Genomic DNA, 20,045 nt, shown 5'->3' on the forward strand with positions numbered 1-20,045 from the left:
GAGACCTACGTGGCCCTGGGCCGTGCGAATTCGCTGGTCGAGACCGGGGCCCGTACGGGATGCTGCACGCGTGATTGAGCGAGAAGCCGCAGTTCAGGCTGTCGAAGCACAGCTGGAGCGCGACTGCCAGAAGTGGCGAGCTGCGGCTGTGGACGCGATGAGCATGGTTGTGGTCCATGTTGAGGAGCATGAGCTGGTGTGGATCGTCTCCTGGCAGTCCGAGGAGTTCGTACGCACTGGGAACTCGGAGTTCATGCTGGCCGGCACCGGGCCGTACCTGGTCGACCGTGTCGACGGAGGACTGCACCAGATCGGCGTCGTCTCCGGAGTAACCGGAGAGTGGGAGGCCGACTACCGAGCCCGCATACGTGGGCTGCCGGTACGCACCGCAGTAGACGATCTACACGATGCGATACGCGGAGTCGACGCTGCGAGCGGACGCATGCACGCTGTGCGGACCTTGCGCCAGAGGCTGCCGGTACTGTCGCCCGAGGAAGCCATCGAGTACGTCAGCGCGCTGCTGGACGGTGATGCACCCGCGCGCCTCGTGGCCATCGCCACCAAGGAAGTCGTGGAGCATCTCAACCCGGTACTCGCTGTGGAGACCATTCGACCCGGTCAGCCCCGCCAGACCCACTGACTGTGGCCCGCAGCCACCTGCACAACCTCGCACTCACCGGGCGACGGCGGCAGTGTTCATCTCACGGAACCGTTTACCTCGATGAGCCCCGCCGGCGCATGGCGGGGCCATGGTCTGCCCGTGCGGTCGGTTGCGGCGGCCCGCAGCAGGTCCAGTAGATGGCAGCCCGGGTAAGTGCCGAACTCGGGGAACCTCCACCGGTAGTAGCAGGACCAGGAGCTCACCACCCGGCGCTCGGTCCGCGCGAGGAACGCCGGATTCCGCGCGATGAAGTCCCCGTACAGCAGGTGCTGGGCAGACCGTACTGCGATCAGGCCGGAAAGGGCGTGCCGGATGGCCTCCAGGATCTCCAAGACGTACTCGCCGACCAGCTGCACCACGAACGGCACCACCCACGGCGTGTCCAAGCTGACGATTTGCTCCAGATGACGCTGGCGGACCAGCCCGTCGCTGTGCCGTGAGTACAGACAGTGCAGGATCGCCCGCTGCATCGCCGTCAACGAGCGCACTACCTCGACGGGTGGCTCATCCAGATAGATCCGATACGGAATGGCGACGGCTTCATCGCCCACGTCCACCGAAAACGGCGACACGGGTGCGAACCTGGCCTCCGGCATGACCGCCAAGACCACGCGAACCTCATCAGCAAGCTGCTGGGGGAACGCCGCAACCAGGTCACCGTCGGTGTCCGGTATGGATCGAGGCTTCTGCATGGCGGAAGCATAGGCGGGCTTGCAGCCGCCCCGGCCTCTAGGGCGACGGCGTCCCGCCACAGTGCGAAACCGCCCCACCCTCTGTCCCGACTCTTGCCTCGCCTATCGAAATTCGATAGATTTCCATCGCAACTCGTTGGAAGGTCGGGTCATGGGAAAGCTGACAGTGCGTGCGCTGCGTGCCGTGCTCGTGGTGGTGCTCGCCGGCACCGTGTTCGTACAGGCATTGATGGTGTGGACGTTGGCCAGCGGGAGCGACCCGGAGGACGGGTCGCTCCCGCTGACCCCGCTGCGCGTGATCACGATCCTGGGCATGGTGTCGGCCCAGGTCGCCCTGGTCTGCGTATGGCGGCTGGTGACGATGGTGCGGGGCGGAACCGTGTTCTCCCACGCCGCCTTCCGGTACGTGGACGGGATGATCGGGGCGATCGTGGCGGCTGCCCTCGTGTGGTTCGCGGTCACGGCTCTCAACGCACCGGGCCAGCGGGACGACCCGGGCGTCACCGTGATCATGGCCGGGGTCGGCGTTGCCATCCTCGGGGTCGCACTCATCGTGCTCGTACTGCGGATGCTGCTCGCCCAGGCCGTCGCACGCGACGTCGAAGCGACGCAGATGCAGGCCGAGTTGGACGAGGTGATCTGATGCCGATCGCCGTCGACATCGACGTGATGCTGGCCAGGCGCAAGATGTCCGTGGGCGAGCTCGCGGAGCGCGTAGGGATCACGCCCGCCAACCTGGCGGTACTCAAGAACGGCCGCGCCAAGGCGGTGCGCTTCACGACGCTCGCCGCGCTCTGCGAGGTGCTCAAGTGCCAGCCGGGCGACCTGCTGCGCTGGGAGGCCGAGGACGTCGCGGACGAATGAACTGTGTTTGCCGACGCGTCACCGCCGATCCCGCCCGTCTTTGACCAACTCCGCGCGCATGCCGGGGCCGCACTCGAGGAGATCCCAGGCCTGTTGGAGCGGCTGGCCGGGGTGCCCGACCACGAGATCCGCGCGGCGTACGGCACGACCTGGTCGTCGTGCTCGCGCTGGCCGCGTGCGCGGTTCTGGCCGGAGCGACCTCCCTGCTGGCGGTGGGGGAGTGGATGACCGACGCCCCGTCGTCCGTCCTGGAGCGCCTTGGCGTACGGCTCGATCCGCTGCCCCCGAAGCGGTGCCTGCCGGCGGAGGCGACGGTGCGGCGCCTGCTGGGCCCCATCGACGGCGACGCGTTGGACCGGACGGTGGGCCGCTGGCTGGGCCGCAGGCAGCCCACGACCAGCACAAGCACCCCGGAACAGCGTCACCGGGCCGGGATCGGCTGGGTGAGGTTCAAAGGGTTGCCGTCGGGGTCCTGGATGTGGGCGACGCGCTGTCCCCACGGCATGTCGTTGGGGCCGCCGCGGACCGAGCCGCCCAGCGCCTCCACCTGGCCGAGCATCTCGTCGACGTCGTCGACACCGATGCTGAGCAGGATCCGCGGTGCCGCCCCGGTCCCCGGGTTCGTCTTGGCCACCAGCCCGAGGTCGGTGTCGCCGATGCGCAAGCCGAGGTAGAAGGCCGGGCCTTTCGCCGGTACCCGGAAGATCTCCTCGGCGCCGAACAATTTCGTATAGAAGCCGAGCAGGACTTCCAGGTCGGCAGTGATGATCACTGGCTGGATGGTGGACATGGCACTCCTGTCGAGAACGGTCGTGTCGCTGGGTAGACCGTCCGAGGACGGTGAACTCATCGGCACAACCACCCCGCCGGACGATCTACACCCCAGACTGCCGCCCGCGAACAGCACGAGCACCCCGAAACGAGGTCACGCCACCCCGCTGACCAGCCACTTCAAGAGGGCGGAGCTTCAATCTACATTGGGTGACAGCAAGGTCGGTGGGGCATCGGTTTGGAAGATCGCGGATGTGGATGCGGCCTGAGCTGGCAAGCCGCTGACCTGTGTGTTCCCTGCATGCGAGCTGACGTTCCCCGTTGTTCCCCGCTGGTTACTCCTGGTCACCGGCCCATCCATCCGGTGGGCGCGGGCTGGCGCAGCGCGGGCGGAGCGGGCCCGAGGCAGGAGCGGCGCCTGGAGCGGGTGACGAGGATCGAACTCGCGCTCTCAGCTTGGGAAGCTGAGGTGATCTAGGGACGGGACCTCTGCTGACCTACGGCGGAGTGGAGTCGGCGCTTGAGGGGCGGGCCAACTGGTTCCCCGGTGTGCCCCGTGGTCCGCCGCACGATGCGACACGGGCCTGGCACGACCTCTTCGTCCCGAAGCAACTCGGGTGAGGACTCTGTCTTGGGCTGGTGTGCTTCTCTTGTTCGATGTCGTGTCATGTCGTGCACACAGCCAAGCCGAGATCCAACTCCTGTCTCCCCTGGGCGGGCTCCGCATTGTTCGGAGCCGCTATGGGCTGCGTCGCCTGGTCGCTGACCGTTTGGGCGCGCGCGTACTGCGACGCGGGTTACGACGCCGGCGGACGCTTCGAACTCAACTTCTTGCTCCCATTGGTTGTGGGAGCCGAAGCACTCGTTGGGCTTGTGGCGCGGGCCGTGGGCCGACGCCTGTTGCATCGCGCTCCGACGGCGGTCCGCCTCTCACTGCCGCCGCTGCTGGTGGTTGTGGCGACGGTGTGGCTGGCATGGTGGTTCTTCGCGACCCGAGGGACGCTGGACGGCTATCCCGGCGACTCCGGCCTCTGCCCCGTGAGTAACCTTCCGCCACAGTGGCCTGACTGGATCCCCGTCTGATCAGGCACAACTGGCCATCGGCGGCCGTGACCTGCGGTCGCCTAATTGGCTTTGTTCACGAGAACCGACAGCACCAGCGCATGAGATTGGGAGGCGTCGGCGGTGCGTCGTGTTCGATGTTCATGAGAAACGACGACAGCGCCCCCAGCGCGCCCCGCGGTCGCAGGGCCTGCAAAAACCCGTTGGCGGACCACCGCGACCACTGCTACGTTTCCGGAGGCCGTGCGAGAGAACGAGGAGGTGGTACCCGTGAACGCAGTATCGACATGGGTGCTCCCCTCCGGGATCACGGTCGGGCGATAGGTCGTCCGGGAGCGCCGTTCAAGAGCACTCCCGAAAGGCACGACCATGCAATTCAACTCCGAGCAGCGCCTCGACGACGGCGTCCTCGAACGCGAATTCACCCTCGGCGAGATCCCCGGCATCCTGTGGACGCCCGGATCCGCATCCGCCTCCGCACCGGCGCCGCTGATCCTGCTCGGCCACCCCGGCGGACTGCACAAGATGTACCCCCGCCTGGTGGCCCGGGCCCGGCACTCCGCGGCGGAGGGCTTCGCCGCGGCCACCATCGAACTCCCCGGAAGCGGTGACCGGCCCCGTTCCGCCGCCGCCGAGCAGGCCCGCGCCGACCTACGCCGGGCACAGGAGGCCGGCGAGCCGGTCGGCGACGAGATCGTGGACCGGCTCGTCCTCCCGCTGGTGGAAAAGGCGGTCCCGGAATGGCGGGCCGCCTTGAACGCCCTCCTTTCGCTGCCCGAGATCGGCGGCCCCGTCGGGTACTCGGGGGGAGTGATCGCCATCGGGACCCGGCTGGCGATGGTCGAGCCGCGCATCTCGGCCGCCGTTCTGTTCGCCGGGAGTTTCGTGCCCGCCGCCATGTTCGAGGAGGCCCGCCAGGTCACCATTCCGCTGCACGTCCTGCTGCAGTGGGACGACGAAGGGAACGACCGCCAGGCGGCCCTGGACCTGTTCGACGCCTTCGGCTCCAAGGAGAAGACGCTGCACGCCAACCTCGGCGGGCACACCGGCGTTCCGCAGTTCGCGGGGGACGCCGCGGTCCAGTTCTTCGCCCGGCACCTGAAGTGAGGCCGGGCCGTCAGGCCACCAGCACACGGTAAACCGTGTTGGCCAGACTGCTGCTTGTCGAGGCCAGGTCCCGGCGCTCCTCTGCTGTTCATGCCGCGGGCAGGGGCCCGCCCTGCCTGAAGACATGAACTGCTCGATTTCTACAGTGCTTCAGGTGCTGCCCGATCTCGTGTCCAGGTGCTGTCGGTTCGCGTCAACAAAGCCACCCAATCGATCAACACTCTGACCTGCTACTGAGCTGTCGGCAGTTGTCGACGTTCGTCACCATCGAGCGCCCTTCCACGGCCCCATGACACGGCCCGGGAGGGCGCTCGTGCGTTGGACCCCTGGTATGGGATGACACCTGCTTCAGGAGTTCGATCCACGCCCGGCAAGGTGAAGCCTTCCTTTCTGCACGGAGTCGTGGGCAGCCGCTGACAACTGCGGCTGTTCATAGCCGTTGATGTCAGCGCTGGATGTCAGTGGGGCCGGCGGGACTTGGGGCAGGCCGCGGGTGGTCGTACGGCGTACGTCAAGAGTCGGTGGGCACCCACTGACGCACACCGTGTCCGTTCGTGCCGTACCAGTAGTGGGACAGGCCCTTGATGCTGCTGGTGCGGAACGGGCGGCCGTGGTCGTCGATGCGGACCGTGCCGGTGCGGCCCTGGGAAGACCAGTCGAGTTCCAGGTACCACTTGCAGTCGTAGGTCTCGGTCGTCGCGGTGACCAGCAGCGCCTCCGGGTCCTCGGCGGAGACGCGGTAGGGGAACTGAACGGCGCGCGCGTGGGGGATCGGGCGGTTGATGTCCAGGTTCACGGAGAAGTCACGGGGCGTCAGGCCGCCGCCGCAGCCCTGGCCCATGGCGTACGCGTTGCCGGTGACCGGGGTGCCGCGGCTGACGATACGGACCCGGAGGGCCTCCAGGACCACGGCCGTGGACGACTTCCCCTGCACCGAGATCTGCACCATCGTCTGCCGTCCGGGCACCGCCCCCTGCGTCGCCGCCCACACCCCGGCGTCCTGCTCCACCGGCGGCGGGGGCACCTGGCTCGGCTCCTTGTCGATGACGTAGTCGTACCCGCAACCTCCGTCCCAGATCTGCGAGTCGGCGGTCCAGGCGAGCGGCACACCGATCGGCGCCGGGGCGTCGCTCTTCGTGCCCGCCGACGGCCCGCCCTTTGCCTCGGGACTCCCCGAAGCCCGTGCTCCTGCGGACGGCGAGGTCGACGCAGGGCTGGGGGAGGGGCTGGTCGCAGTGGCCGAGGGGTGGTGTGACGTACCGGTTTCTGTCGTACGGGACCGACCGGTGGCCTTGGCCGAGTCGTCGTGAGACCGGTCGGCCGACAGCGCCGACAGACTGCCCAGCGTCACCATCAGCACGGTCGCGGTGACAGCGCCGAGGGCGGTGCGGCGACGGCGGTACCAGGGCCGTCCGGTCGAGCGGGCCGCATGCCACTGGACCGTCGGCTCGGGACTGCCCGGTCCGGGAGCGTCGGAAGCGGGCAGTCCGGCGTCGGATGCGCCCGCGTCGGATGCGCCCGCGTCGGATGCGCCCGCGTCCGATGCGCCCGCGCCGAGTCGCCGCGGTGTTCCGCTCGTGCCGCGCCCGTCACCGCCGATGCCGTCCGCGCTGCCGCCCGCGCCGAGCGCCGTCCGGCTGTCCGGACGCGAAGCCCGCCGGCCCCCTGCCGGCTCCGGCACCCCCTTGGCGTTCGTCGGCTCCGCTGCTTCCTCGGCCGTTGCCGGCTCTGCCGCCCCCTCACCCGCCCGCGACCGCCGTCGTGCCCCCGCCGCGAGCAGCCACAGGCGGTGCAGTTCGAGGCGTTCTTCCGGTGTCGCTCCGCAGAAGGCGGCCAGGCGCTCCACTGGGGCATAGTCCTGCGGAACCGCTTCACCCGCGCAGTAGCGGTGCAGCGTGGAGGTGTTCATGTTGAGGCGCCGGGCCAGGGAGCCGTAGCTCCGGTCCGTGCGGTCCTTCAGCCGGCGCAGCAGCGCCGCGAACTGCTCGACATCGTCCCCGGTCGACACCGTTCCCCTGTCCTCCCACCTGTCCCTGTATCCCAGGGGGTCCATATACCTGCACGTCAGTTGGGCTGGGATGGTTCCACCGTCGCCGGACGGGCGTCCGGCGTTGCGCCGGGCCCCCGTGACGGCTGATGCTCTTGGTGTCGCACCGACCAGGGCCGGACCGACCAGCCGGCGGCGGGCGACAGACGACATCCATCCACTCATCCACGGGGGACACCCATGCCCAAGCGCACCCGAGCAGGCGCGCTCCTCGCACTCACCGTCACGGGCCTCGCCCTCGGCACGGCCCTCACCGCCCCGGCGAACGCCTCGGCCAAGGCGCTCGGCTTCCTCGCGGCGGCCGATCTCCCGCCGCACCCGGGCTAACGAGCGGCAAGGTCGCCGCGGGCGTACCGGAGGCGGTGGGACCGCTGCCAGAGCATGAAACTGGGCGGCGACGGCTCGGCTCGGGGCTGACCAAGACATCAAGTCCCGAGTGCATCCATCGAGAAGGCCAACCCGGAGACCGAGGCCACGCTGAAGGACCACGGCACGCTGCCTGTCGAGGAGAGTGCCCAAGTCCCCGGCCTGCACACGGTGATCTCCCGGGGCGCCTCCGACATCCGTCTGCTCTCCGTCGGCTGGGACGGCAGGACCGTCACGGCCGTGAACAAGCTCCATTGACCGCATGACCGGGGCCGCCCTCCGCCACGGGGGTGGGGGGGCGGCCCATCGACCACCGACAGCGCCATTCGGCGCGATTCGTCACGACTCGGAAAACAGGGAACACACATGAGCAGCAAGACCCGCACCGTCCTGACCGCCGGGGTCCTCGCCGTCGCTCTCGGCCTCGGCGCCACCGCCCAGGCATCCGCCGGCGCCCCGCGCAGCGTCAGCGGCAAGCCGTCCGACAACATCACCCGCATCGCCGACTTCTACGGCGCCTACATCGACGCGGAGCTCGGCGAGGACCGCGGCAACCTCGGACAGGCCCTGCGCAGCCACTACCTCACTCCCGCCTTCCAGAAGGAGTTGGCGGCCTGGGAGAGGAAGGAGCACGCCGATGGCGTCCTGCGCGCCCAGAGCGTCCCGCTCGCCTGGAAGGTCACCGACAACGGCACCACCCGCACCTACACGGAGGCCGTCGTCACCCTCACCTGGGGCAACACCACCACCAAGCTTGTCGTCGACATAGCCCGTGACAGCCACAGGATCTTCCACATCGGCGACAAGGGTGTGGGACGCAAGTAGTCACTCCGGTCGCAGGCGCTGCGTGAGGACCTGGAACGGTCGCAGCCCGAAGGCCAAGTCGCTCTCGTGCAGCCGCCGTTCCAGCAGGTCCGTCACCTCGGTCCGGCCCACCCGGAACCCCGGACCGAGGTGGCCCGCACCCGCCTGCCCCGGCAACTCGTACAGCCGCACCATCAGATCCCCCCGACTTCACCGACTCGACGGTCACGGCCGGCTGATCAAAAGGCCACCTACGGAGATTCGTAGGTGGCCTTTTCCCTGGCGCCCCAGCAGGATTCGAACCTGCGACACCCGGAGAGACGGGGCCAAGCTCCCGGGGGTTCGCCGCCGCCACCCTCTACGCCTACACGCTGCTCCAGCCGAACACCGCCGCCCGCGTCCGCGACGCCTTCCCCGTCCTGGGCAGCCCGGCCGGGTCGCCGCCGAAGTGACCATGTGCGCCCAACTGCTCCAGACTGCAGCCCGCGGCGGCAACCTGATCCTCGTAGACCAGCTTCGGGACTGGGATGAGGAACTCCGCCACCGCTGACAGAGCTTGTGCTCAGCGACATCAAGAGCGCTCTGCCATTCGGTGCCTTTTGCGCAACACCGGGCACGTCACTGCCCGCGCACCCCGTCCTTCCCTCTTATATGTGTCTCGCTGTCGGCGTCTCGACAGAGCGGCTGACGTGCAGAGCGGACTGGACCGAGGACGAGGAGAGTGAAGCGAAGATGACCACGTTTTCCAGATGGCGGATCGTGCTGCTATCGGCAGCGTCAGCTGCCGCGCTCGTCGCCGGCCCCCTGGTGGGGGCTCAAGCCGCCGCCGCGCAGCCTTACCCCCCGCCGCCCCCGAGCCTCACACTCAGCGCCACTGCGGTGAACCCTGGGTCACCGGTGAGCTTCGCCGCGACGGGATTCGCCGCCCGGCAAGCCGTCGTCGCGCGGCTGGACTCGGATCTGTTTCCCCTCGGACGATTCAGGGCCGACACGCAGGGCAACGTACAGGGAACGGTGACCATCCCGCGGAAACGCCCGGGCTGGTACGCCTTCACACTCAGCGCCCGCAACCCCAACATCACCGCCTGCGCCCACCTCCAAGTGCTGGCCGCAGACAGCCGGCTGGTGCCCGGCACGGGACAGAACCCTGCCCGGGCCGGCAAGGACCATGGGCTGGACCCGAACTTCCAAGGTGACGCAACGGGCCGCTCCGAACACCGTGCGGGGCCTGCGGCCGCCGGTCACGTGCAGGCCCTGACCGTGGGCGGAGCGACGATGGGACTGGCCGTCAGCGGCGGGACGCTGATGGCTGTGCGCCGTCGCCGCAGTTCTTGACCGAACGTCTTGAGCGCAAGCCCCGTCCATGAGGGCGGGGTTGGCTCATCCTCGGGCCGGAGCCGCGCCACAGCACTCCCACTCTCCGCCGACCACTACCAAGCCCCTGCAACTCCCGGCTGCTGCGGTGCAAGGCGCCCGCAGCCGCAAACGGCCCCGGCACTGGTCGAGATGACCTGTGCCGGGGCCGAGAGGAGGAGCGGGAGGTAGATGATGGGGAGTCCCGCACCAACGGAGCTCTCCTGCGTTAAGCCGATACGGACGACTGACCGGGCCCGTGACCTTCGCAGTCGGGCGTGCGTTTATCCCGTGATGCGTGTGAGAGCCCCGGTGTCCTCGTGACAGGACTCGCGCCGGTACCCGATCGTGGGCAAGATGACGCTGAAGGTGAACTGGATTCCAGCATCGTCAATCTCACACGTCACCAGGGCAGTTAAGACCCTGCAGCGGCTCGAGGCAGACGCTCAGCCGTTGAGGGTGATGGTGATTTCGGCGTCCGTATCGTTGAGGACGTGGCCGTGGATCGTGCCACTGGCGTTGTAGTAGCTTCCGGTGCCTCCGGTGATCGCGAGCGTAAAGTCAGTGGGCGCCTGGGTGAAGGTGAGGATCCCCTGCCCGGTGATGTCGCCGCCGCCGAGGATGAAGGTCCCCAGGCACTGCATGTCGCGGGAGCTGTCCGTAGGGCCGATAGGGTCGGTACGGACGATCGTACAGGTCACGCCAGCTCGGCCGACCTTCTGGTTGTCGCGGTAGATGTCCTCGGCGAACACCAACCCGCTGCCCTGGCTGGTCCCGTCCCCGATGGCTCCGGTCTGGGTCACCCGCGCCACCAACGTAATGGGCGGTGCGGCCGAGGCCAACGGGGCGCAGGAGAGGACGGTACCCAGGGCGGTGGCCGCGCTCAGGCCGAGAGTGAATTTGCGCATGGTGAGTCTCCTGTGGACCGAGGCAAAGATCTGACCCCACGTCAGAAGTGGCACTTGTTCAAACTTAGGCCGAGCAGGCAAGCCGCGAGCGGCGACTCTGCTTGATCATCTGGGTGATCTTGTGGGGAGGTGTGGGGCGACGTGGATGAACTCCGAGCAGCGCTCGCCACCGAACACTTGCCTTCCTCTCCCGGCACGAGTCGGCATCCGCTGCTCTGGGCCGCTACCCAGTACGACCCGGGCCACCGTGTCAGTTCTGCCCACCGGCCTGATCCGCTGTTTCGCGGTCAGGCCACCCGCATCGGGGTTGTTCGGCCAGCCAGACCGGGGCCTGGTCCGCGGTGACGGCGGAGTTACGGCAGCGGGCGGGCTGGCAGGCCCGCCGGCTGGGGTCGGCTACATCTCCTCGGGCAATGGGGGTAGCACCTGGAGCACGCCGACCACTGTCGCCGGGCCCATGTCCCTGTCCCAGATCGCCGACTCCGCCCAGGGCCGTATGGTCGGCGACCACCTGTCCACCTCCGTCATCGGCGGTAAGGCGGTCTCCGTGTTCGCCGTAGGCAGGACTCCGGCCAACGGGCAAGCCTTCGACGAGGCCCTCTACACCGCCGGGCCCCTCGCCGTCACCGGCGGCAGCGCCGCCTCCCGCACCCGCGGCGGGGCCACCGTCCCCGCACCGCACATCACCAAGCCCCTGCCGATCCGGCTGATCTCTTTACGGTCCACTCCGAGGTGCGTTTCGGTGTCCGCCGGAGCGCACCTCGTCCGCGTGGGTGGAGAGTTTGGCTGGATGCGCTGTTGCGGACCCCGAGGCGCAGTGACTGCCGCCGTCTTTCGGGCCCGGCGTGTTGCTCTAGTTCCCGTTCTCAGCAAGGGGATTCGGACCTATTTCGGTTCTTGTCCTGAGGCTCTTGGTGGGGCGGGTCACGCATCGCTAGGTTCGCTGCCGTGCGACGGCAGTGCTCTGCCCAGCACGTGTGGGGGAGTGGCGATCGATGTCGTCGTGCATCCATTCGCCCATCATCAAGGGGGATTTCCGCATGTCCGGTGCCATCCGCATGCCGCTGGCCGGGGCCAGACGGCGAAGACTGTCCCTCTGGGCGGTCGTGCTCCTGATCCTGTCGTTCGGGCTGGCGGGCATCGAGTCCACGCCCGCATCCGCCGCCCCGCCCGGCGATGGCAGTGCCGCCCGGGCGGCGACCGGCGGCGGTGGCAGCGGCGGCGGCGCGCAGCAGACTCGGCACCGCCGCGTCCCTCCATGAACCCACCCACCACCACCCTCTCCGAGAGCAGCCGCAGCACAACGGGAACCCCCAGCTCGCCCCCCCAACAAGGTCGGCAACGCCACCGTCGTCTCCGTCGACACGGGCCCCCTCCCCTCATGCCTGCTGCGACTGGCGAGAGCGCGGGATCCGAGGCGGCTGAGGCTGAGGGCGAAGCACCCCCGACCGAAGCGAGCGCCGAGGAAGCGGAGCTGCCAAGGCCGAGGGTGAGGAGTCGTCCGAGGGCGAGTGAGGGAGTCGCATCCTGATGAGGCGATCATCATCACCGACATCGAGGAACGGTGCCCTATTGCGTACGGCCGGAGGAGAATGCGCCAGCTGCGACATCCTCCTCCGGCCGCCTTTTCGCCCGCGCTCACGCGCGGGCCGCGCGGGGTGCCGGCAACGGATGAATGTGGGTCCTGGATCACTTTCCGTGCCAGGGCCACGGACGGTCACCGAAACCATGATCATGGACGGCCGTGGTTGATGTATCGGACCAGGAGGTTGGCGCTGCGGGCGTAGCCCATCTCCTTGATCTCGTGCAGGAGGTGGGTGACGGGGACGGCCGGGTCCTCGGCCCGGCGTCGGCGCGGGTGCCCGCGGTAGGGATCGACCAGGGTGGACCGGTAGTGCGGGGCCCGGACCAGGCGTTCAGGCTCAGCCGCTTGAGGAGGATGACGGACTCCGCGAGCTGCTGTTGTTCGGCGAGGGTCAGCTCTGCTTGGGGCAGGCACGTGGGTTGTTCAGGCCGCCAGCAGCTCGGTGACGAGTCGGACGGCCTCCGGTACCTCGACGTGGTCGTCCGGGGTGGCCCCGAAGTGCGCTCCGGTGGGGGTCACTACCGCGGTCGCACCAAGGCCGTCGACGAGCAGCCGGACGTGTTCGGTCGGGTCAGGCTGGTTGACCGGGTCGTCCATGGCCTGGAGTACCCGGAAGTGCCACGCCGAGCGGCGGATCCGCTCCCAGTCGAAGCCACCTTCGAAGAACTCGGCGAGTTCGTCGTAGCCGACCTCGTGTGCGGAGGTCGCCACGAGCAGCGCGCCCGCGAACACCCCGTGGGTGGCGGGGTCGTGCTGTTCCAGGAAGCGCAGCACGTTGACTCCGCCGATGCTGTGCCCGACGAGCACGGTGGACTCGGCGGGGCCGGTGGCCAGGACAGCTTCGCCGTAGGTCGTGCGCCAGGGCTCCCGGCGTGGGGCGGCGGTGGCCGGCAGGCGGGGCACGGTGACCCGGTGTCCGGCGGCCGCGAGCCGTTCGGTCAAGTACGGGAACCAGACGCTGTCCTCGCCGGCGCCGTAGCCGTGCGAGACCACGATCTCACTCATGATCCATCCACTCCGTTAATCAAAACGATCCGTTGCGTTTCGATAAACCGTAGCACGCTGCTACCGTGACGGGGTGCCCACAGGAGAAAGACCAAGTCGCCGCACCGGCGGCCGGATTCGCAGCCAGGACGCCCACGACGCCGTCCTCGCCGCCGCGATCGAGCTCGTCGAGGAGCTCGGCTACCAGGCCGTCACCATCGAACGGGTCGCCGCCCGTGCCGACGTAGCCAAGAGCACCATCTACCGCTGGTGGAAGTCGAAGGCGCTCCTCGTCATGGATGCCTACCGTACGGCCGTCGAGCAGCGGATGCCCGAACCCGATACCGGCTCACTCGCCGACGACCTGACCGCCTTCGTAACCGCCCTGTACGGCGTCTCGGCGCACCCGATCCGGGTCCGGACCCTGCGCGGACTGGTGGCGGAGGCCCAGCTCGACCCCGCCTTCGCCGAGCCGTTCCAGCAGTGGGTGGAAAGCCGGCGGGCCGTCGTGCTCACCCTGCTTGCCCGGGGCGTGCAGCGCGGCGAACTCCCGGCCGGCGCGGACCTGGACGCCGCCACCGACCATCTCTTCGGCCTGTTCTGGTACCGCCTGCTGGTCGGCCATCAGTCGCTGGAACCAGCCCAGGCCCCCGACCACATCGGCCAACTGCTCCACGGACTCCTCGCACAGCACGAGCCGTAGGTCCCGGCCAAAGCGGCGCAGCATGCCGAGGCGACGCTCGGCCGCCGTCATGGTAGGCCGCCGCCCGCTCGCGACCGCCTCCTAGGGCCTGTGTGATGTTGTGTTCACTCTTCGGGTTCTGTTCCCGTCCGGGGGCTGGATTCGGTAAGACGCTGGGTGTGACGCGCAGGCAACTCACCGACGGACAGTGGAAGTTCTTCGAGTCCTACCTGCCGGTCGGCGGGTTCGGCCCGTACCCCGCGCGGCTGCGGGAGCAGTTCGAGGGGGTGATCTGGCGGTTCCGCACCAGCAGCCAGTGGCGGGAGATGCCGCGTGAGTTCGGCCCGTGGCCGACGGTCTACGGCCGTTTCCGGGTTTGGCGGGACGCCGGCGTCTTCACCGTGCTGCTGGACGGCGTGATTTCCGAGCCCGCCCGCCTGGGGAAGACGGACTTGTCCCTGGTCAGCGTGGATTCCACCACCGCCCGTGCCCACCACGAAGCCGCCGGGAAGTGCATCGGCAAGGAGGTCATAAACGCCCTTGAGGAAGCGGCTGCCGAGGCGCCGAGAGCGCGGAAGGCGGCGTGCGGCACCCGTCCAGCATCAGTCCCCGCAGGTGGCAGTCGCCCTTGGCGTGCTGGGCGTTCCGCGGCACCGAGGCGAACGCATCAGCGACAAACAACGCCAACGTCGCCCGGAAACGGTTCACTTCCCGTGCCTCCACACACCCAAAATGCTCCCGAACACGCCCGGCAGGAACGCCTAACGTCAGTGGCTGCTCTACGTCCCGGCCCGTTCACCTCGCCTACCGCAAGGCGGGTCTGACCCCAGCCCTGCCGACGCGTTCCGGAGGCGAGCCGGTCGTTTTGGGCTACTGGGCCGCGCGGCGTGCTGGGGTGTCCGGAAAGCGGCGGGGGGCCTGGTCTGCGACGAGGAGCTGGTGCAGGCGGGCAAGCGTGGCGATCAGGGCGTTCCGTTCGTCGTCGTCCGCGCCGGCCAGGGCGGCGGTCAGGGTTTTGTCGGCCCGTCCGGTGCGGCGCTGTTCGCCGTCCGCGCGTACGGCCTCGGTGAGGTCGACGAGTGTCTTGCGGCCGTCGCTGGGGTCGGCCGTAGTGGTCGCCCAGCCGCGCCCGGCCAGGGCACGCACGCCGGTGGAGACGCGGCTTTGGGCCAGGCCGGTGCGCTTGGCGATGTCCCCGACGGGGCTGCGGCCGTTGAGGAAGAGGTCTTGCAGGACCAAGAACTCGCCTGGCGCCAGGCCGAGTTCGTCGGCGCCCATGTCCTCAAGGGCGATCTCGGCCAGCCGGCGGCCGAGCTGGTACACGTCGCTCATCTCCATCCCCCCAAGATACATCTCCATGTATGTATCTGGCAAGATGTATCTTGACAGATCTATCTCTATGGATGCATCTTTGGAGATGTAGATGGGCGGCCAGCCCGATCCCACCGGAAGGACACCATGAGCCTCAGCGACTACCTGCTCTACACCGGTCTGTTCGTCGCGATCCTTGCCACCCAGCTCGGTACCCGGCGCCCCGACGCCAGACGGCTGCTGCTGCCGGTCGCGATCGTCGCGGGCGTCGGCTTGAAATACCTGCGCACCATGCCGCCCGGGAACGCGGCCCACCTGTTCGAAGCGGTCGGGCTCGTGGTCGGCCTGTTGTTCGGCCTCGCTTCAATCGCGCTGATCAAGATCCACCGAGACCCGGCCGACTCCCACCTCGTCACCGTCGCCGGCTGGCCGTACGCCGCACTGTGGACAGTCGCGATGGTCCTACGCCTTGGCTTCGCCTACGGCTCGACCCACTGGTTCACCCACGCGCTGGCAACCTTCTCCATCCAGCACCACATACCCCCGGCCACCTACGGCGCCGCATTCGTCCTGATGGTCCTCTCCATGATCACCGTCCGGACCGCCGGAGTCCTCATCCGTGCCCACACCGCAGGCGCCACCATCAACCTCAGCGGATCGCGCCTCGCGCGCCGCCTCACCCGCTGAACACCCGGCCAGGCCACCCGGTACGCCCCACGGCGCACCGCCCCATCAGCAGAGGTGCGAAAGTACCTCCCTCCTGCGCCGGTGCCCTGACCCAGCCAGATACCGCCCCCGGAAAAGGGGTTTGGGCTGGCGACGGGGCCGGTGCTGCAGGACGGCGCCTTTCCGCTCGCCGCCCCCACGTGAGCCACCGTGGCACCCCGGATGTGCGCTGTCCGCGATGCCTCGTCAGCGGCACACTGGAGACGACGGGGCGACCGCCAGGCAGCATCAGGGCGGGGCGAGGAACCGCAACCCTCAGGCAGCCTTCCCAGCCGGTCGGCCTCGGAGGATCAGTACGGCAGGAGCGGAGATGGCTGAGGCTTCGGGAGCGGCCACGCGGCACGGACCTACGAGCGCGGCCTGCCAAATGGACGAGACCGGATTGCGTCGCCTGCTCGACGGTCTCACTGCGGTCCGGGACGGGGATTTCCGCACCCGGATCCCCGAAGACGCCGACGGGCTGCTCGGCGAGATCGCCACCGTCTTCAACGGCATGCTGGACCAGTTGTCAAGGTTCACCTCCGAGGTGACACGGGTGGCCCGCGAGGTCGGCAGCGAGGGCCGTCTCGGCGGGCAGGCCCGCGTGCCGGATGTCTCGGGGTCGTGGAAGGACCTCACCGAGTCGGTGAACGCGATGGCCGGGAACCTCACCACTCAGGTGCGGAACATCGCGCAGGTGGCCACCGCCGTGGCCTGCGGCGACCTCTCCCAGAAGATCACCGTGGACGCCCGCGGGGAGATCCTGGAGCTCAAGGAGACCCTCAACACGATGGTCGACCAGCTGTCGGCGTTTGCCGACGAGGTGACCCGGGTGGCCCGCGAGGTGGGCACCGAGGGCAACCTCGGCGGCCAGGCCACCGTTCGCGGGGTCTCCGGCACCTGGAAGGACCTCACCGACAACGTCAATGTCATGGCGTCCAATCTCACCGGCCAGGTGCGGAGCATCGCGCAGGTGGCCACCGCCGTTGCCCGGGGCGACCTCTCCCAGCGGATCGTCGTCGAGGCCAAGGGGGAGATCGCCGCACTCGCCGGGGTCATCAATACCATGGTCGACACCCTGTCCGCGTTCGCCGACGAGGTGACCCGGGTGGCCAGCGAGGTGGGTACCGAGGGCATCCTCGGCGGCCAGGCAAGGGTGCCCCATGTGGGGGGTACCTGGAAGGACCTCACGGACAGCGTCAACTCCATGGCGAACAACCTGACTGGCCAGGTCCGCAATATCGCCCAGGTCACTACCGCCGTCGCCAAGGGTGACCTCACCCGCAAGATAGACGTGGACGCCCGCGGGGAGATCCTGGAACTGAAGACCACTATCAACACCATGGTCGACCAACTGTCCTCCTTCGCCGCGGAGGTGACCCGGGTGGCCCGCGAGGTCGGCAGCGAGGGTCGCCTCGGTGGGCAGGCCGAAGTGGAGGGCGTGTCCGGCACCTGGAAGCGGCTCACCGAGAACGTCAACGACCTGGCCGACAATCTCACCCTCCAGGTCCGCGCAATCGCCGAGGTCACCAGTGCGGTAGCCGAGGGAGACCTCACCCGCTCCATCACCGTGCACGCCTCCGGAGAGGTTGCCGAGCTCAAGGACAACATCAATGCCATGGTGGAATCGCTGCGCCAGAACACCCAGGCCAGCGAGGAGCAGGACTGGCTCAAGACCAACCTGGCCCGGATCTCCGGCCTGATTCAGGGCCGTCGCGATCTCGCCTCCGTCGCCAGTCTCATCATGGACGAGCTGGTGCCGCTGGTCTCCGCCCAGTACGGCGCTTTCTTCCTCGCCGAGGACACCGGCGAAGGTGTGCAGCTGTGCCTCATCGACTCCTACGGACGTCCCGAGGGCTCCCACCGCCCCACCCGGTTCCGGCTCGGCGAGTCGCTGGTGGGTCAGGCCGCCCGTAGTCGACGCACCATTGCGGTGGAGGATGTCCCGGCCGATTACGTCACCATCTCCTCCGGTCTCGGCGGTGCGGTCCCCAGGAGCCTGGTCGTGCTGCCCCTCATGGTCGAGGAGCAGGTGCTCGGCGTCATCGAGCTGGCCTCCACGGGCCGTTTCACTCCGGTGCACCGGGACTTCCTGGACCAGCTGATGGAGACCGTGGGCGTCAACGTCAACACCATCATCGCCCACGCCCGCACCGACGAGCTCCTGGGCGAGTCCCAGCGCCTCGCGGGCGAGCTTCAGGCCCGTTCGGAGGAACTCCAGGTCCGTCAGGAGGAACTGCAGCACTCCAACGCCGAACTGGAGGAGAAGGCCGCGCTGCTGGCCAGCCAGAACCGCGACATCGAGACGAAGAACCTGGAGATCGAGCAGGCACGGCAGGAGCTCGAGGCCCGGGCCCGGGAGCTCGCCCGTGCCTCAAAATACAAGTCGGAGTTCTTGGCCAACATGAGCCACGAGCTAAGGACCCCACTCAACAGCCTGCTCATCCTGGCCCAGCTGCTGGCCCAGAACCCCAACCGCAACCTCACCCCGAAGCAGGTGGAGTACGCGGAAGTCATCCACTCCGCCGGCTCCGACCTGCTCCAGCTGATCAACGACATCCTCGACCTGTCCAAGGTCGAGGCGGGGAAAATGGACATCAGCCCCGAGCGCTTCCGGCTGCGTCAGCTGCTGGACTACCTCGAGGCCGCCTTCCGCCCCTTGACCTCACAGAAAGGGCTGGAGTTCCGCGTCGTCACTGCCGCCGGAGTCCCGTCCGACCTGGTCACCGACGAGTCCCGGCTGCGCCAGGTGCTACGCAACCTGCTCTCCAACGCTGTGAAGTTCACCGAGGCAGGCCATGTCACGCTGCGGATCGAGGCCGTCGACACGGCCGCCGCCGACGTGCCGGACTTCGTCCGCCGCGGCAGCCCGGCCCTGGCCTTCCGGGTCAGCGATACCGGCATCGGCATCTCGGACCAGCATCTGGAGACCATCTTCGGTGCCTTCCAGCAGGCCGATGGCACGACCAGCCGCAGATACGGAGGAACGGGCCTGGGCCTGTCCATCTGCCGCGAGATCGCCTACCTGCTCGGCGGGTCCATCCACGCCCGGAGCACCCAGGGCGAGGGCAGCTGCTTCACCCTGTACCTGCCGACTGTGCACCCCGCTGTCCAGGACACCGCGGCCCCACCGGCGGCCGCCCCACCCCCCGCGGTCGCCGTGCCCGGCGCCGAGTCGCGCGAAGGCCGGGGCACGGCACCCAGCCTGGGACGCCCCGGCGAAGCCGACCTCGCCCCGGACACCCACGGCGTGCCAGCCGCGCAACGCCGAGTGCTGGTCGTCGAGGCCAAGCCGCGAGGGCTGCTGTCCCTGCTGACCGAAAGCGCCGTCGCCGATCTGCCCGGGGGCCCTGTGCCCGTCCGAGTGGGTACCGTCCCGGATGCCGGGGAGGCGGCGGCCACACTGGCCGACCGGCCCCACGACTGCGCGGTAGTGGACTACGGCCTGTGGCGCGATGGAGCAGGCGAACTACTGGAGCTCCTCGACGCCGACCCGGCCCTGGGCCACGTGCCGGTCCTGGTGTACTGCAGCCACCCGGCGCCCTCGGCCGAGGAGAAGCGTCGGCTCAGGGCCCAGGCCGGCGCCCAGCCGCTCGAAGTGCTCACCAGCCTGGACGAGCTGCGCGAACGCATCGTGCTGCACCTGACCGGCGAGCGCTCCGGCGAGGCCCTGCCAATGGTCCACGTCCCGGTGACCGGGCCGGAGTCCGCACCGCGGGAGTCCGATCCGCTGGCCGACCGCACCGTACTGATCGTCGATGACGATGCCCGGAACGTCTTCGCCCTCACCGGCATCCTGGAGTTGCACGGCATGCGCGTCCTGCACGCCGAGAACGGCCGTGCAGGCATTCAGACACTGGCCGATGAGGATATCGACCTGGTTCTGATGGACGTGATGATGCCGGAGATGGACGGTTACGCCGCCACCGCGGCGATCCGGGCCATGCCCGGGCATCGCCGGGTGCCGATCATCGCGGTCACCGCCAAGGCCATGTCCGGTGACCGGGAGAAGTGCCTGGCCGCCGGGGCCGACGATTACGTGCCCAAGCCCGTCGACGCGCAGCAGTTGGTTGACTGCATGCGCCGCTGGCTCGACGTGTGATGTGCTGGGGGTGGGTACCAGGCGAGCAGTCGCCCGCTGGA

Annotated in this window: 19 protein-coding genes and 4 pseudogenes; 13 read left to right on the forward strand and 10 right to left on the reverse strand. The window is 68.8% G+C overall.

All coding sequences use genetic code 11. The features are described from left to right. Positions 1-70 precede the first annotated feature (70 nt). On the forward strand, positions 71-640 hold the full coding sequence (locus tag Q8A52_RS26665) for a YrhB domain-containing protein (protein WP_316755965.1): 570 nt from the start codon (positions 71-73) through the stop codon (positions 638-640). Positions 641-696: 56 nt separating this feature from the next. Here Q8A52_RS26665 and Q8A52_RS26670 read toward each other — a convergent pair whose 3' ends face one another. Continuing rightward, positions 697-1,353: a hypothetical protein gene (locus Q8A52_RS26670; RefSeq protein ID WP_316755967.1), complete on the reverse strand. Its 657-nt coding sequence runs from the start codon at positions 1,351-1,353 to the stop codon at positions 697-699. A 151-nt stretch (positions 1,354-1,504) separates the two neighbouring features. Here Q8A52_RS26670 and Q8A52_RS26675 point away from each other — a divergent pair, with 151 nt between their 5' ends. The 3 genes and pseudogenes from Q8A52_RS26675 to Q8A52_RS26685 form a co-directional block, all read left to right on the forward strand. Continuing rightward, positions 1,505-1,996, forward strand: a complete 492-nt coding sequence (locus Q8A52_RS26675) for a DUF2975 domain-containing protein (protein ID WP_316755969.1) — start codon at positions 1,505-1,507, stop codon at positions 1,994-1,996. Beyond that, the gene (locus Q8A52_RS26680) at positions 1,996-2,217 is read left to right on the forward strand and encodes a helix-turn-helix domain-containing protein (RefSeq protein WP_316755970.1); all 222 of its coding nucleotides are present in this window, start codon (positions 1,996-1,998) and stop codon (positions 2,215-2,217) included. The genes Q8A52_RS26675 and Q8A52_RS26680 overlap by 1 nt, the downstream gene beginning before the upstream one ends. 158 nt (positions 2,218-2,375) lie before the next feature. Continuing rightward, positions 2,376-2,534: pseudogene (locus Q8A52_RS26685) on the forward strand (ISAs1 family transposase); the annotation flags it as partial. Between the two features lie 104 nt (positions 2,535-2,638). Here Q8A52_RS26685 and Q8A52_RS26690 read toward each other — a convergent pair. Then, on the reverse strand, positions 2,639-3,007 hold the full coding sequence (locus Q8A52_RS26690) for a VOC family protein (protein ID WP_316756253.1): 369 nt from the start codon (positions 3,005-3,007) through the stop codon (positions 2,639-2,641). Positions 3,008-4,419: 1,412 nt separating this feature from the next. Between Q8A52_RS26690 and Q8A52_RS26695 the strand changes: the two genes are divergently transcribed. Beyond that, positions 4,420-5,157, forward strand: coding sequence for a dienelactone hydrolase family protein (locus Q8A52_RS26695; protein WP_316755972.1), 738 nt, complete (start codon positions 4,420-4,422; stop codon positions 5,155-5,157). A 511-nt stretch (positions 5,158-5,668) separates the two neighbouring features. On the opposite strand, the gene Q8A52_RS26700 is transcribed toward Q8A52_RS26695, so the two are convergent. Continuing rightward, on the reverse strand, positions 5,669-7,210 hold the full coding sequence (locus Q8A52_RS26700) for a helix-turn-helix domain-containing protein (RefSeq protein ID WP_316755974.1): 1,542 nt from the start codon (positions 7,208-7,210) through the stop codon (positions 5,669-5,671). A 174-nt stretch (positions 7,211-7,384) separates the two neighbouring features. Here Q8A52_RS26700 and Q8A52_RS26705 point away from each other — a divergent pair, with 174 nt between their 5' ends. Beyond that, positions 7,385-7,531 carry a hypothetical protein gene (locus Q8A52_RS26705; protein ID WP_316755976.1) on the forward strand — a complete coding sequence of 49 codons (147 nt, stop codon included), beginning with the start codon at positions 7,385-7,387 and terminating at the stop codon, positions 7,529-7,531. Positions 7,532-7,936: 405 nt separating this feature from the next. Then, entirely contained in the window at positions 7,937-8,395 is a 459-nt protein-coding gene (locus Q8A52_RS26710; protein ID WP_316755978.1) for a hypothetical protein, read from the forward strand. On the opposite strand, the gene Q8A52_RS26715 is transcribed toward Q8A52_RS26710, so the two are convergent. Then, complete coding sequence (locus Q8A52_RS26715) at positions 8,396-8,569, reverse strand: glycosyl hydrolase-related protein (protein ID WP_316755980.1); 174 nt, start codon at positions 8,567-8,569, stop codon at positions 8,396-8,398. It abuts the gene before it with no gap. Positions 8,570-8,738: 169 nt separating this feature from the next. Then, entirely contained in the window at positions 8,739-8,918 is a 180-nt protein-coding gene (locus tag Q8A52_RS26720) for a hypothetical protein (protein ID WP_316755982.1), read from the reverse strand. A 335-nt stretch (positions 8,919-9,253) separates the two neighbouring features. On the opposite strand from Q8A52_RS26720, the gene Q8A52_RS26725 reads away from it, so the two are divergent. Next, on the forward strand, positions 9,254-9,709 hold the full coding sequence (locus Q8A52_RS26725; RefSeq protein WP_316755984.1) for a hypothetical protein: 456 nt from the start codon (positions 9,254-9,256) through the stop codon (positions 9,707-9,709). A gap of 464 nt (positions 9,710-10,173) precedes the next feature. On the opposite strand, the gene Q8A52_RS26730 is transcribed toward Q8A52_RS26725, so the two are convergent. Beyond that, on the reverse strand, positions 10,174-10,635 hold the full coding sequence (locus tag Q8A52_RS26730; RefSeq protein WP_316755986.1) for a hypothetical protein: 462 nt from the start codon (positions 10,633-10,635) through the stop codon (positions 10,174-10,176). A gap of 1,040 nt (positions 10,636-11,675) precedes the next feature. Here Q8A52_RS26730 and Q8A52_RS26735 point away from each other — a divergent pair. Next, a complete protein-coding gene (locus Q8A52_RS26735; protein WP_316755988.1) occupies positions 11,676-11,897 on the forward strand; it encodes a hypothetical protein in 222 nt (73 codons plus the stop codon). Between the two features lie 476 nt (positions 11,898-12,373). Here the strand turns inward: Q8A52_RS26735 and Q8A52_RS26740 are convergent. Then, positions 12,374-12,538: pseudogene (locus Q8A52_RS26740) on the reverse strand (ISL3 family transposase); the annotation flags it as partial. Between the two features lie 105 nt (positions 12,539-12,643). Continuing rightward, positions 12,644-13,225, reverse strand: a complete 582-nt coding sequence (locus Q8A52_RS26745) for an alpha/beta fold hydrolase (RefSeq protein ID WP_316755990.1) — start codon at positions 13,223-13,225, stop codon at positions 12,644-12,646. Between the two features lie 73 nt (positions 13,226-13,298). On the opposite strand from Q8A52_RS26745, the gene Q8A52_RS26750 reads away from it, so the two are divergent. Together Q8A52_RS26750 and Q8A52_RS26755 are read left to right on the forward strand one after the other, a co-directional pair. Further along, positions 13,299-13,907 carry a TetR/AcrR family transcriptional regulator gene (locus Q8A52_RS26750; RefSeq protein ID WP_316755992.1) on the forward strand — a complete coding sequence of 203 codons (609 nt, stop codon included), beginning with the start codon at positions 13,299-13,301 and terminating at the stop codon, positions 13,905-13,907. Positions 13,908-14,065: 158 nt separating this feature from the next. After that, a pseudogene (locus Q8A52_RS26755) lies at positions 14,066-14,476 on the forward strand (transposase); the annotation flags it as partial. On the opposite strand, the pseudogene Q8A52_RS26760 reads toward Q8A52_RS26755, so the two are convergent. Both Q8A52_RS26760 and Q8A52_RS26765 read right to left on the reverse strand, forming a co-directional pair. Then, positions 14,424-14,609 (reverse strand): annotated as a pseudogene (locus Q8A52_RS26760) (IS701 family transposase); the annotation flags it as partial. The pseudogenes Q8A52_RS26755 and Q8A52_RS26760 overlap by 53 nt on opposite strands. Positions 14,610-14,756: 147 nt before the next feature. Continuing rightward, positions 14,757-15,224 (reverse strand): MarR family winged helix-turn-helix transcriptional regulator, encoded by a 468-nt coding sequence (locus Q8A52_RS26765; RefSeq protein ID WP_316755994.1) that lies wholly within the window; start codon positions 15,222-15,224, stop codon positions 14,757-14,759. 120 nt (positions 15,225-15,344) lie between these two features. On the opposite strand from Q8A52_RS26765, the gene Q8A52_RS26770 reads away from it, so the two are divergent. Both Q8A52_RS26770 and Q8A52_RS26775 read left to right on the forward strand, forming a co-directional pair. Next, positions 15,345-15,884 (forward strand): hypothetical protein, encoded by a 540-nt coding sequence (locus Q8A52_RS26770; protein WP_316755996.1) that lies wholly within the window; start codon positions 15,345-15,347, stop codon positions 15,882-15,884. Positions 15,885-16,233: 349 nt separating this feature from the next. Next, positions 16,234-20,004, forward strand: a complete 3,771-nt coding sequence (locus Q8A52_RS26775; RefSeq protein ID WP_456300750.1) for a HAMP domain-containing protein — start codon at positions 16,234-16,236, stop codon at positions 20,002-20,004. Positions 20,005-20,045: the final 41 nt, after the last annotated feature.

Origin of the sequence: Streptomyces herbicida, assembly GCF_032656585.1 — a bacterium.
Lineage (GTDB): Bacteria > Actinomycetota > Actinomycetes > Streptomycetales > Streptomycetaceae > Streptomyces > Streptomyces herbicida.